Origin of the sequence: Micromonospora phytophila (assembly GCF_023656545.1) — a bacterium.
Taxonomy (GTDB): Bacteria; Actinomycetota; Actinomycetes; order Mycobacteriales; family Micromonosporaceae; genus Micromonospora; species Micromonospora phytophila.
On the sequence record NZ_JAMOKF010000166.1, the window covers coordinates 1 to 11707 of the forward strand.

13 protein-coding genes and 1 pseudogene are annotated in these 11707 nt (G+C 74.3%); 3 read left to right on the forward strand and 11 right to left on the reverse strand.

From position 1 onward, the window contains the following. The 3 genes from NCC78_RS19130 to hutH form a co-directional block, all read left to right on the forward strand. Window positions 1–337, forward strand: a 337-nt coding sequence (locus tag NCC78_RS19130) for an amidohydrolase family protein (RefSeq protein WP_250796038.1), incomplete at its 5' end; no start/stop codon positions are given. Window positions 338–383: 46 nt separating this feature from the next. Next, complete coding sequence (gene hutI / locus NCC78_RS19135) at window positions 384–1595, forward strand: imidazolonepropionase (protein ID WP_250796039.1); 1212 nt, start codon at window positions 384–386, stop codon at window positions 1593–1595. After that, window positions 1583–3121 (forward strand): histidine ammonia-lyase, encoded by a 1539-nt coding sequence (gene hutH, locus NCC78_RS19140; RefSeq protein ID WP_250796040.1) that lies wholly within the window; start codon window positions 1583–1585, stop codon window positions 3119–3121. Before hutI ends, hutH begins: the two co-directional genes overlap by 13 nt. Before the next feature lie 30 nt (window positions 3122–3151). Here hutH and rdgB read toward each other — a convergent pair whose 3' ends face one another. The 11 genes and pseudogenes from rdgB to NCC78_RS19195 form a co-directional block, all read right to left on the reverse strand. Beyond that, on the reverse strand, window positions 3152–3769 hold the full coding sequence (gene rdgB / locus NCC78_RS19145; protein WP_250796041.1) for an RdgB/HAM1 family non-canonical purine NTP pyrophosphatase: 618 nt from the start codon (window positions 3767–3769) through the stop codon (window positions 3152–3154). Between the two features lie 52 nt (window positions 3770–3821). Next, the gene (gene rph, locus NCC78_RS19150) at window positions 3822–4550 is read right to left on the reverse strand and encodes a ribonuclease PH (RefSeq protein ID WP_250796042.1); all 729 of its coding nucleotides are present in this window, start codon (window positions 4548–4550) and stop codon (window positions 3822–3824) included. Window positions 4551–4637: 87 nt separating this feature from the next. Continuing rightward, window positions 4638–5786 carry a glycosyltransferase gene (locus NCC78_RS19155; protein WP_250796043.1) on the reverse strand — a complete coding sequence of 383 codons (1149 nt, stop codon included), beginning with the start codon at window positions 5784–5786 and terminating at the stop codon, window positions 4638–4640. Continuing rightward, window positions 5786–6928, reverse strand: coding sequence for a glycosyltransferase family 4 protein (locus NCC78_RS19160; RefSeq protein WP_250796044.1), 1143 nt, complete (start codon window positions 6926–6928; stop codon window positions 5786–5788). The genes NCC78_RS19155 and NCC78_RS19160 overlap by 1 nt, the downstream gene beginning before the upstream one ends. Window positions 6929–7006: 78 nt before the next feature. Then, window positions 7007–7753, reverse strand: coding sequence for an MBL fold metallo-hydrolase (locus tag NCC78_RS19165; RefSeq protein ID WP_250796045.1), 747 nt, complete (start codon window positions 7751–7753; stop codon window positions 7007–7009). A 274-nt stretch (window positions 7754–8027) separates the two neighbouring features. Continuing rightward, the gene (locus NCC78_RS19170) at window positions 8028–8993 is read right to left on the reverse strand and encodes a PLP-dependent cysteine synthase family protein (RefSeq protein ID WP_250796046.1); all 966 of its coding nucleotides are present in this window, start codon (window positions 8991–8993) and stop codon (window positions 8028–8030) included. Between the two features lie 11 nt (window positions 8994–9004). Then, on the reverse strand, window positions 9005–9349 hold the full coding sequence (locus tag NCC78_RS19175; protein WP_250796047.1) for a MoaD family protein: 345 nt from the start codon (window positions 9347–9349) through the stop codon (window positions 9005–9007). Between the two features lie 73 nt (window positions 9350–9422). Further along, on the reverse strand, window positions 9423–9911 hold the full coding sequence (locus NCC78_RS19180; RefSeq protein WP_284706324.1) for a M67 family metallopeptidase: 489 nt from the start codon (window positions 9909–9911) through the stop codon (window positions 9423–9425). A 53-nt stretch (window positions 9912–9964) separates the two neighbouring features. Then, entirely contained in the window at window positions 9965–10459 is a 495-nt protein-coding gene (locus tag NCC78_RS19185; RefSeq protein ID WP_250796050.1) for a DUF2017 domain-containing protein, read from the reverse strand. 2 nt (window positions 10460–10461) lie between these two features. Continuing rightward, on the reverse strand, window positions 10462–10752 hold the full coding sequence (clpS, locus tag NCC78_RS19190; protein ID WP_250796048.1) for an ATP-dependent Clp protease adapter ClpS: 291 nt from the start codon (window positions 10750–10752) through the stop codon (window positions 10462–10464). 136 nt (window positions 10753–10888) lie between these two features. Beyond that, window positions 10889–11707, reverse strand: a pseudogene (locus tag NCC78_RS19195) (P-loop NTPase family protein); the annotation flags it as partial.

Genomic DNA, 11707 nt, shown 5'->3' on the forward strand with positions numbered 1-11707 from the left:
CCGCGCGGTGGAGCTGGACGAGCGGCTGCGTACCCGCCGGCGCGGCCACTTCGCCCCAGCCGACCTGCTCGACGCGGCCACCGCCGCCGGGCACGCCGCGCTGGGCTGGCGCGACGCGGGACGGATCGCCGTCGGCGCCCGCGCCGACCTGGTGACGGTACGGCTGGACGGCCCGCGCACGGCCGGCGTACCCCCGCAGGGGGTGTGGTTCGCGGCCAGCGCGGCTGACGTCACGCAGGTCGTGGTGGACGGTCGGGTGGTGGTCGCCGACGGCCGCCACCTGACGGTCGACGTGCCGGCCGAACTGGCGACGGCGATCGAGGAGGTCACCCGGTGACCGCGCGGCGTGCGCCGGCCCCGGAGTCGGCAACGGAGGGCGGCTCGTGAGCAGCCTGCTGGTCGACAACATCGGTGAGCTGGTCACCAACGACCCGTCGGCCGGCGGGCAACGCCCGCTGGGCGTCCGGCGCGACGCCGCGCTCCTGGTGGAGGAGGGTCGGGTGGCCTGGCTCGGGCCCGCCCGGGACGCGCCGGCCGCCGACCGGCGGATCGACGCCGAGGGCGCCGCGGTGCTGCCCGGCTTCGTGGACAGCCACGCGCACCTGGTCTTCGCCGGGGACCGGGCCGCCGAGTTCGCCGCCCGGATGGCCGGGCAGCCGTACACCGGCGGCGGCATCCGCACCACCGTCGGGGCGACCCGGGCGGCCTCCGACGACGAGCTGCGGGCCACCGTGCGCCGGCTGCGCGGCGAGGCGATGCGGCAGGGCACCACCACCATGGAGATCAAGAGCGGGTATGGGCTGACCGTCGCCGACGAGGCCCGCTCGCTGCGCATCGCCGCCGAGGTCAGCGAGGAGACCACCTTCCTCGGCGCGCACGTGGTCCCGGCCGAGTACGCCGACCGCCCCGACGACTACGTGGGGTTGGTCTGCGGGCCGATGCTGGCCGCCGCCGCCCCGCACGCGCGCTGGATCGACGTCTTCTGCGAGCGGGGCGCCTTCGACGTGGATCACGCCCGGGCGATCCTCGCCTGCGGGCAGGCCGTCGGGTTGGGCGTGCGGGTGCACGCCAACCAGCTCGGCCCCGGCCCGGGCGTCCAGCTCGGGGTGGAGTTGGGCGCGGCCAGCGTCGACCACTGCACCCACCTCACCGACGCCGACGTTGACGCGCTGGCCGGGTCGACGACCACCGAGTGGCTCTCCGGGCCGCCGACCAACACCGTGGCCACCCTGCTGCCCGGCGCCGAGTTCTCCACCCGCTCGCCCTACCCGGACGCCCGGCGCCTGCTCGACGCCGGGGTCACCGTGGCGCTGGCCACGGACTGCAACCCCGGATCGTCGTACACCTCGTCGATGCCGTTCTGCGTCGCACTCGCCGTACGCGAGATGGGGATGACCCCGGCGGAGGCCGTCTGGGCCGCGACCGCCGGCGGCGCGCGGGCGCTGCGCCGCGACGACGTCGGGGTGCTGCGGCCCGGCGCCCGGGCCGACCTCATGATCCTCGACGCACCGTCCCACCTGCACCTGGCCTACCGGCCCGGTGTGCCACTGATCCGCGAAGTTCTGCACAACGGAGTGCCGCAATGTCGACCGTGACCATCCAGCCCACCGGGATCTCCCCCGCCGACGTGCTCGCCGTGGCCCGCGGCGCCGCCAAGGTCGTCCTCGACCCCGCCACCGTCGACGCGATGACCACTAGCCGGTCCATCGTGGACCGGATCGAGGCCGCCGGCCGGCCCGTCTACGGCGTCTCCACCGGGTTTGGGGCCCTCGCCAACACCTTCGTCGCCCCCGAACGGCGGGCGGAGCTGCAGCACGCGCTGATCCGCTCGCACGCCGCCGGGGTGGGCGCGCCCATGCCGCGTGAGGTCGTCCGGGCGATGATGCTGCTGCGGGTGCGCTCCCTCGCGCTCGGCCGCTCCGGGGTCCGTCCGCTGGTCGCCGAGGCCCTGGTCGGCCTGCTCAACCACGAGATCACCCCGTGGGTGCCGGAGCACGGCTCGCTGGGCGCCTCCGGCGACCTGGCGCCGCTGGCGCACTGCGCGCTGGTGCTGCTCGGTGAGGGCTGGGTGCTCGGCCCGGCCGGCGAGCGGATGGACGCCGCCGACGCGCTGCGCCGGGTCGGGCTGGAGCCGATCGCGCTGGCCGCCAAGGAGGGGCTGGCACTCATCAACGGCACCGACGGCATGCTCGGCATGCTGCTGCTGGCCATCCACGACGCCGCGCACCTGTTCACCATGGCGGACCTGACCGCCGCCCTCGCCATCGAGGCGATGCTCGGCTCCGAGCGGCCGTTCCTGCCCGAGCTGCACGCCATCCGGCCGCACCCCGGGCAGTCGGTCTCCGCGGCCAACATCCACCGGCTGCTCCAGGACTCCCGGGTGATGGACTCGCACCGCGACGACATCTCCCACGCGGTGCAGGACGCGTACTCGATGCGGTGCGCTCCTCAGGTGGCCGGGGCGGCCCGGGACACCCTGGACTTCGTCCGCACGGTGGCCGACCGGGAGCTGGTGTCGGTGGTGGACAACCCGGTGGTGCTGCCAGACGGCCGGGTCGAGTCCACCGGCAACTTCCACGGCGCCCCGCTCGGCTTCGCCGCCGACTTCCTGGCCATCGCCGCCGCCGAGGTGGGGGCGATCGCCGAACGCCGGGTCGACCGGCTGCTCGACGTCACCCGGTCCCGGGAACTGCCGGCGTTCCTCTCCCCCGACGCCGGGGTGAACTCCGGCCTGATGATCGCCCAGTACACGGCGGCCGGCATCGTCGCGGAGAACCGTCGGCTGGCCGCGCCGGCCTCGGTGGACTCGCTGCCCACCAGCGGCATGCAGGAAGACCACGTCTCGATGGGCTGGGCGGCGACGAAGAAGCTGCGAACCGTGCTGGAGAACCTCACCAGCCTGCTCGCGGTGGAACTGCTGGCGGGCGTACGGGGGCTGCAGCTGCGCGCCCCGCTGGAGCCGTCGCCGGCCGGCCGGGCCGCGGTCGCGGCGCTCGGCGGCATCGTCGGCGAGCCGGGGCCGGACGTCTTCCTCGCCCCGCTGATGGAGGCCGCCCGGGCCGTCGTCGCCGGCCCGGAGCTGCGCGCCGCCGTGGAACGCGAGATCGGCCCGCTGGGCTGATCTCGTCGGGTCGCTGCCGTCCGCCGCGGGTCAGGCGGCGGGCGGCAGCACCTTGGCCACCAGCTTGGCGAGCTCGCGCAGCGCCTTGCCGCGGTGGCTGATCGCGTCCTTCTCCTGCGGGGTCAGCTCGGCGTTGGTCCGGTCCTGGCGGTCGCCGAGGAAGATCGGGTCGTAGCCGAAGCCGCCGTCGCCGCGCGGTGAGCGGAGCAGCCGGCCGGACTGCCGGCCGTCGACCAGGTGCTCCTTGCCGCCCGGCAGCACCAGGGCGACGGTGCAGATGAAGGACGCGCCCCGGTGCTCGTCGGGCAGGTCGGCGATCTGGTCCAGCACCAGCTGGAGGTTGGCCTGGTCGTCGCCGTGCCGGCCGGCCCAGCGGGCGCTGAACACGCCGGGCATGCCGTTGAGCGCCTCGACGGCCAGCCCGGAGTCGTCGGCGATCGTGGGCAGGCCAGTGCGCCGGCACCCCTCCCGCGCCTTGATCAGGGCGTTCTCGCCGAAGGTCAGGCCGGTCTCCGGCAGCTCCGGGTACTCCTCGACGTCGTCGAGCCCGATCAGGGCGATCCGGTGCGCGCCAAGCGCGCCGTCGAGGATCCGCTGCAGCTCGATGAGCTTCTTGCGGTTACGGGTGGCGAGCAGCACCTTGGTCATGCGAAATCACCTTTGTTCGCGGCTGCGGGGCTCGCAAGCTCACTCCTCGCGCTCACGACCCGAGAGCCTTCCGCTGGGCTTCGGCCAGTTCCACGCAGCCGGCGACGGCCAGGTCGAGCAGGGCGTCGAGCTGGTCCCGGGCGAACACGCCCGCCTCCCCGGTGCCCTGCACCTCGACGAACTCGCCGGCGCCGGTGCAGACCACGTTCATGTCGACCTCGGCGGTCACGTCCTCGGCGTAGTTCAGGTCCAGGCGGGGCTCGCCGCCGATGACGCCGACGCTGATCGCGGCCACCGAACGGTGCATCACCTTCTCCGGCTTGCCGGCCAGCGCCTTGCGCCCGGCCAGCCAGGTCACCGCGTCGTGCAGCGCCACGTACGCGCCGGTGATCGCGGCGGTGCGGGTGCCACCGTCGGCCTGGAGCACGTCGCAGTCCAGCACGATCGAGTTCTCGCCGAGCGCCTTCAGGTCGATCGACGCCCGCAGGCTCCGGCCGATCAGCCGGGAGATCTCGTGGGTACGCCCACCGACGCGCCCCTTCACGCTCTCCCGGTCCGAGCGGGTGTTGGTGGCCCGGGGCAGCATCGCGTACTCGGCGGTGACCCAGCCCAGGCCGGAGCCCTTGCGCCAGCGGGGCACCCCCTCGGTCACACTGGCGGTGCAGAGCACCCGGGTGTCGCCGAACTCGACGAGCACGGAACCCTCCGGGTGGGTGCTCCAGCCGCGGGTCAGGGTCACAGGTCGGAGTTGGTCGGGTTGCCGTCCGTCAGGTCGTGCCATGCCTGCACCTTATGCGGTGCCGTGATCGAACCGTCCCGGGGTGTGCCACCACGCCCGCTGGTGCGGCCCGGTGCCATCCGGGCACGCTCAGGTCGGGGTCGCCGGTGGCGGCCCGACCGGCTCCGCGGCGTGCGCCCGCAGGAAGCCGGCCACCGCGGCGGGCCAGCCGAACTCCTCTGCCCGCGCGCGGGCAGCGTGCCGGCGTCGGGCCTCGGGGCGGGCGAGCAGCCGGGTCACCGCTTCAGCAATCGACCCCGCCGAGCCGTACGCGGCCAGGCCGGCTACGCCGATCACCTCCGGTAGCGCGCTGGCGGCGTTGACCACGACCGGGGTGCCGCAGGCCAGCGCTTCCAGCCCGGCCAGCCCGAAGGTCTCCACCGGACCGGGTGCCAGCACCACGTCCGCGCTGGCCAGCAGCGCGGCAACGGTGGACCGGTCGGGCAGGAAGCCGGTGAAGTGGACCGGCAGCCCGGCGGCTCGCCGGACCAGGGCCGGGCGGAGCGGCCCGTCGCCGGCCATCACCAGCACCGCCGGCACTCCGGCCCGGCGCAGTTCGGCCAGGGCGTCCACGGCCAGTTCCGGGCGTTTCTCCACGGACATCCGAGCGCAGTGCACCACCAGCACCTCCGTCGAATCGGCGTACCGCTCCCGGAGGCAGGGGTCGGCCCGGCGGGGACCGAACGCGTCCAGGTCCACCCCGAGGGGCACCAGCTCGACGTCGGACGCGCCGATCCGGTGGAACTCCTCGGCCGCCCATCGGGTGGTGCAGACGACCCGGTCGTACGACCGGGCCGTGTCCCCGTTCAGCCGGTCGGCCAACCGTCGGCTGAGCTGGTCCGGCACGCGCCACTGCCCGAGCAGACCGGTGAGCGATTCGTGCGACACCATCAGCGCAGGCACCCCGTGGGCCCGCGCCCAGTCCCCGGTCCAGCGCAGGGTGAACCGGTCAGAGACCTCCAGCCGGTCGGGAGCCAGCCCGCCCAGCACCCGGGCCACCCGACACCGGTCGGTCAGCAGCCGGTAGCCCCCGCTGCGGGGCAGCTCGGGGCCGGCGAGCGTGACGACCTGCCCCCACGGGTGCCGCTGGTCGCTGTCGCGCCGGCCGGGCACCAGCAGCACCGGGTCGTGCCCTGCCGCCAGGTAACCCTCGCCGAGGTGACGCAGCGCGGTCCGCAGCCCGCCGGAGCGCCCGGAGACGAAGTTGGCCACCCGGACGATCCGCAGCCCCGCGCCCATCACGCCGCCGGGAGGCCGAGCGTCGGCGTCCCGGCACGGACCGCACGGTAGTGCCCGATCAGCTCGTCCCCGACGGCCGTCCAGCTCCGCCGCCTCACCGCCGCGCGGGCGGCCGTCGCGTACGCGGCCCGGCGGGCGTCGTCGGCGGCGAGCGCGGCCACGGCATGGGCCAGTGCGTCGCCGTTCGCGGGCGGGACCAGCTCCCCGGTCACCCCCGACTCCACCAGGTCGACCGGGCCGCCGGCGTCTGGGGCCACCACCGGCACCCCGCTGGCGAGCGCCTCCTGGACGGTCTGGCCGAAGGTCTCGTGCGGGCCGGTGTGCACGAAGACGTCGAGGCTGGCGTAGAGCCGGGCCAGCTCCGCGCCATGCAGGACGCCGAGGAAGGTAACCCGGGGCAGGGCCCGGGCCAGATGCCGGCGGGCCGGTCCGTCTCCGGCCACCACGACGCGTACGCCGGGCAGCCGGGAGGTGGCGGCGAGCAGCTCGACCCGCTTCTCTGGGGCGAGCCGGCCGACGTAGCCGACCAGCAGCTCACCGTTCGGGGCGAGGGCGCGGCGCAGCTCCGGACAGCGCCGGGCGGGCTGGAACCGGTCGGCGTCGACGCCCCGCCGCCAGAGCCAGATCCGCTGCACGCCGTGGGCGATCAGGTCGGCGGCGGCCCGGGTGGAGGGGGCCAGGGTGCGGTGCGCCGAGTTGTGGATCTCGCGCAGCCGCCGCCAGGCCGCCGCCTCACCCCAGCCGACCCGGTAGGCCCGGGCGTACGAGGCCACGTCGGTCTGGTAGACGGCGACCGTCGGCAGGCCGTGCCGGACGGCCAGTGTGGCGGCCCGGGCGCCCAGCACGAACGGGCTGGCCAGGTGGACCACGTCCGGGGCGTGGGACAGCAACGCGCCGGCCAGCCGGGCGGTGGTCGGCACGCCCAGCCGGAAGCCCTGGTAGCGGGGCAACGGCACGCTCGGAATCCGGACCACCGGGTACGGGTAGGCGTAGGGGTCGGCGTCGTGGCGGCCGGGCGGCGCCGGTGCGACGACCATCGGCTCGTGGCCCCGGGCGGCGAGGTGTTCCGCCGTCCGAACCACCGAGTGCGCGACGCCGTTGACGTCCGGCGGGAACGACTCGGTCACGATGGCGATCCGCATGCCCCCACCGTGGGGGCGGCAACGGTGCGCCGGGCGAAGGTCCGCTAACCGGCCGGCGAACACTACGGCAAGAGCGGGTCAGACGTCGTAGCTGGCGCCGGGCCGGACCACCTCGAGCGGGCCGGCGTACGCGGCGCCGGCCGACTCGATGGTGTGGGTCTCGCTGCCCCAGGCCGCCACCAGGTGGGTCAGCAGCAGCCGCCCCACGCCTGCCTTGGTGGCCGCCTCGCCGGCCTCCCGGCCGGTCAGGTGCAGGTCCGGCGGGTTCTCCACGCCGTCGAGGTAGCTCGCCTCGCAGAGGAAGACGTCGGCGCCCTGGGCCAGCCGCAGCAGGGCGTCGCAGGGCGCGGTGTCCGAGGAGTAGCAGAGGGCCCGGCCGCCGTGCTCCAGTCGGACGCCGTACGTCTCGACGGGGTGGTTGACCCGGTCGACGGTGACCGTGAACGGGCCGATGGGGAAGGTGCCGGGCTGCAGGGCGTAGAACTGGTAGACGTCCTCCACCGTGCTGTCCTCCTGCCCGTAGGCGGCGGCCAGCCGGTCCGGCGCCCCGGCCGGGGCGTAGACGGGCAGCGGCGGGTAGGGGCCGTCCGGGGCGTACCGGCGGACCACCACGTACGACACGGCGTCGAGGATGTGGTCGCAGTGCAGGTGGGTCAGGAGGATGGCGTCGGGGGCGTGCAGCCCCACGTAGCGCTGGAGGGTGGACAGCGAACCGGAGCCGAAGTCGACCAGGAGCCGGAAGCCGTCCGCCTCGACCAGGTACGCCGAGCAGGGGGACTCGGGGCCGGGGAAACTGCCCGCGCAGCCCAGGACAGTCAGTCGCATCAAGTTGTCTCACTGTCACGGTGTGTAGTGCCCGCGCCGGCCGTCTCTCCGTCGATGATCTCTACCGACGCGTACGCCACGCTGCGCAGCCTACGCTCGCCCGGGCGGGGGCAAGAATCATCCACTGGAAGTTGTCATCAACGTGACACCCGCTCCCGTTTTAGGGGCGCCGCCCACCGGATTCGCGTCGCCCGGGCCTCCCGGTGTCCCGCGCCGGGCGCCGGAGACGGGACGGGGCCACCAGCGCGCGCCGGTGGCCCCGCTCCTCGGCCCATCAGGCCCAGAGCTGCCCCTCCAGGGCGTCCTCCGCGTCGGCGAGCGTGCCGCCGTACGCGCCCGTGGAGAGGTACTTCCAGCCGCCGTCGCAGACCACGAAGGCCACGTCGGCCCGGCGGCCGTCGCGGACCGCCTCGTGCGCCACCGCGAGGGCGGCGTGCAGGATCGCACCGGTGGAGAACCCGGCGAAGATGCCCTCCACCTCCACCAGCTGCCGGGTGCGCAGCACGGCGTCCCGGGTGCCCACGGAAAACCGCCGGGACAGCACGGTGGCGTCGTAGAGCTCCGGGACGTACCCCTCGTCGATGTTGCGCAGCCCGTAGACCAGCTCGCCGTAGCGCGGCTCGGCCGCGACGACCTGGATCCCGTCGACCTTCTCCCGCAGGTAGCGCCCGGTGCCCATGAGCGTGCCGGTGGTGCCGAGACCCGCCACGAAGTGGGTGATCGTGGGCAGGTCGTGCAGCAGCTCCGGACCGGTGGTCTCGTAGTGCGCCCGGGCGTTCGCCTCGTTGCCGTACTGGTAGAGCATCACCCAGTCGGGATGGTCGGCGGCGATCTGCTTGGCGGTGGCGACGGCCTGGTTGGAGCCGCCCGCCGCCGGCGAGAAGATGATCTCCGCGCCGTACATCCGGAGCAGCTGCACCCGCTCGATGGAGACGTTCTCCGGCATCACGCAGACCAGCCGGTAGCCGCGCAGCTTCGCCACCATCGCCAGCGAGATGCCGGTGTTGCCGCTGGTCGGTTCGAGGATGGTGTCGCCGGGCCGGAGCCGGCCGGCCTCCTCGGCCGCCCGGACCATGAACAGGGCCGCCCGGTCCTTGATGCTGCCGGTCGGGTTCCGGTCCTCCAGTTTCGCCCAGAGCCGCACCGGCGGCGCCCCGTCGGGCACCGTCGGCGAGAGCCGGGGCAGCCCGACCAGGGGCGTGCCGCCGGAGGCGTCGAGCAGGCTGTCGTACCGCGCCATGGTGACCGCCCTCAGCGGGCGGCGAGGGCCGCGCGCTGGCTGACCTGCGCAGCGATCGCGGCGGCGGCCGCGAAGCCGAACGCGCCACCGGCCACGGCGGGCAGGATGGTCACGCTGTCGCCGTCGTTGAGCTTGGCGTCCAGCGCGCCGAGGAAGCGGACGTCCTCGTCGTTGACGTAGACGTTGACGAAGCGGTGCAGCGCGCCGGCCTCGGTGACCAGCCGACCGCGCAGCCCGGCGTGCCGGGAGTCCAGGTCGGCGAGCAGGTCGCCCAGCGTGTCGCCGGCGCCCTCGACGACCTTCGCGCCGCCGGTGTAGCTGCGCAGGATGGTGGGGATGCGAACCTCGATGGCCATGATGTGGTGCTCCTTGACGATGATCGGGTGTGCCGGAAGGTGACGGGACGTGGAACGGTGTAGCGGCGCTGGGTCAGCGGCCGGAACACTCGTAGTCGACCGTCGCCGGGCTCTGCCCGAACATGTAGGACTGCACGGCATGCGGGTCCACCCCGGCGTCGACGATCCGCACCGGCTCCTCGGTCACCACGCCGTCGACGATCCGGAAGGAGCGGATCTCCTCGGTGTCGGGCTCACGGGTGGAGACCAGCAGGTAGTGCGCGCCCGGTTCCCCGGCGAAGGAGATGTCGGTGCGCGACGGGTACGCCTCGGTGGCGGTGTGCGAGTGGTAGATGACGACGGGTTCCTCGTCCCGGTCGTCCATCTCGCGCCACACCCGCAACTGCTCCATCGAGTCGAACTCGTAGAACGTCATGGAACGGGCGGCGTTGTCCATCGGGATGTGCCGGGTGGGGGTGTCGCTGCCGGCGGGACCGGCGACCACGCCGCACGCCTCGTCGGGGTGGTCCCGACGCGCGTGGGCGACGATCGCGTCGACGATCGACCGGTCGATGCTCAGCACGTGGTCCAGCCTAACGCGTGCCGGGCGGGAGCTTAAGGTGGCGGCGGTCACGCCTAGTCGATCAAGGCGTTGAGCAGGGATTCCTGCAAATAGCCGAGGTAGGCGTAGACCGACAGCTGGAACACCCGGCTGGAGGTCGGGTCCGTCGCCACGGCGTCGTCGAGCTCCTCGCCGAGGTCGGTGCCGTCCTTGATCTCCAGCCGGACGCCCATCGCCAGGCGGGCGTCGTTGAGCGCCCGCAGCCACGCCTCGGCCGCCTCGGCGTCGAGTCGCACCTCGCCGCCGGCCTCGTCGGGCAGCGCCGCGAGGATCGCGCCCGCCTGGTCGATCTTGGCGGTCTTGAGGTCGCCCTCGGTGTAGCGACGGAACTCCGCCGTCCCGGACGCGTCGTCGGGGTAGACCTCGGGAAAGAGGCGGCCGACCACCGGGTCGGTGTGGTCGAAGCCGTCGGTGAGCAGGCCCACCACCTCGGAGGCGACCTTGCGCAGCACCCGGACCTCGTCGACGGCGAAGGTGGCGACGTACCGGTCGCCCTGGCGACGGAACATGCTCACGACCGGTCCACCGTCGCCCACAGCCCGTACGCGTGCAGCTGCGACGCGTCGTGCTCCATCCGCTCCCGCGCGCCGCTGGAGACGACGGCGCGGCCCTTGTGGTGCACGTCGAGCATGAGTTCCTCGGCCTTCTCCCGGCTGTATCCGAACAGCTTCTGGAAGACCCAGGTCACATACGTCATGAGGTTGACCGGGTCGTCCCACACGATCGTCACCCATGGCCGGTCGGAAGCCGGCACCTCATCGGTGTCCGGCACCTGGACCGGTGCAACCTGTGGAGCCGCCATGCCCCCCATCGTGCCACCGGATTCCGGGAACCGAGGAACCGGAACGCCGGCCCGGCGCGGATCAGCGGCTCCGGCCGCGCGGGCCGGCTCCGGAGCGGGCCGGCAACGACCCGGCGCGCGGGTGCCCGGCGTGCCCTCAGGCGAGCAGGATGCCGTGGTCGACAGCATCGGAGAGCACCGCGTCGAGCGAGAGGCGGATCACCTCGAACCGCCGGGACACCTCCCGGGTCAGCTCCAGCTCGACCTCGCGCAGCGCGCGCTGCGCCCAGGCCCGGGCGGCGTTGGGATCGTCGTTGCCCGGGCTGCGCCAGTGCTGCCAGCAGCCGCCGGAGAGGGCCACCGCCACCGGCGGGAGGACCGCGGTGCGCTCAGCGCCGGAGCAGCTCGACAGGGCGTCGATCGCACCGGCGCCGGCCAGCCCGGCCACGCCTCCCGTGCTGGTGACCAGCAGGACCCGGTCCAGGTCGTGCCCGTCCCGGTGGTCGGCCAGCCCCCAGCGCACCGCGGCGGCGATCCGTCGGCGCACCCCTGCGTGCACCGGCGCGCCGAAGACCAGGTCGGCGGCCTCCTCGACGAGCCCGCGGACCGCCCGGTCGCACTGGGCGGTGGCCAGCAGCGACAGCGCCTCCATCTCCCGGTCGAGCAGCTGCGGCAGGCCGGCGCAGCCGACCCCGAAGACGATCTCCTGCACCACCCGCAGGTGGGTGTTGGCCAACTCCAACGCGAGGTGCTGACGGATGCGCTGCGCGCAGGAGCGGGCCTGCCGCTCCAGCCGCTCCGACCAGTCGCCCGGCTCGGCGGCGACCGGCACCCGACCGTGCGACCCGGGCAGCACCGGTGGCTCGGCGCTGGCGCGCCGCAACCCCTCGCCGGCGGCCCAGCCCACCAGCGCGCGGCGCAGGTCCGCGCCGTCCGCCCCGGCGACCGGGAACCAGCGCGCGCCGGCCAGCCCGGG

What these genes read in the sequence shown, in the direction of transcription:
- hutH (WP_250796040.1), top strand. Translation starts at nt 1,583, where the DNA reads ATGTCGACCGTGACCATCCAGCCCACCGGGATCTCCCCCGCCGACGTG.
- rdgB (WP_250796041.1), bottom strand. Translation starts at nt 3,769, where the DNA reads ATGACCAAGGTGCTGCTCGCCACCCGTAACCGCAAGAAGCTCATCGAG.
- rph (WP_250796042.1), bottom strand. Translation starts at nt 4,550, where the DNA reads ATGGCACGACCTGACGGACGGCAACCCGACCAACTCCGACCTGTGACC.
- NCC78_RS19155 (WP_250796043.1), bottom strand. Translation starts at nt 5,786, where the DNA reads ATGGGCGCGGGGCTGCGGATCGTCCGGGTGGCCAACTTCGTCTCCGGG.
- NCC78_RS19160 (WP_250796044.1), bottom strand. Translation starts at nt 6,928, where the DNA reads ATGCGGATCGCCATCGTGACCGAGTCGTTCCCGCCGGACGTCAACGGC.
- NCC78_RS19165 (WP_250796045.1), bottom strand. Translation starts at nt 7,753, where the DNA reads ATGCGACTGACTGTCCTGGGCTGCGCGGGCAGTTTCCCCGGCCCCGAG.
- NCC78_RS19170 (WP_250796046.1), bottom strand. Translation starts at nt 8,993, where the DNA reads ATGGCGCGGTACGACAGCCTGCTCGACGCCTCCGGCGGCACGCCCCTG.
- NCC78_RS19175 (WP_250796047.1), bottom strand. Translation starts at nt 9,349, where the DNA reads ATGGCCATCGAGGTTCGCATCCCCACCATCCTGCGCAGCTACACCGGC.
- NCC78_RS19185 (WP_250796050.1), bottom strand. Translation starts at nt 10,459, where the DNA reads ATGTTCCGTCGCCAGGGCGACCGGTACGTCGCCACCTTCGCCGTCGAC.
- clpS (WP_250796048.1), bottom strand. Translation starts at nt 10,752, where the DNA reads ATGGCGGCTCCACAGGTTGCACCGGTCCAGGTGCCGGACACCGATGAG.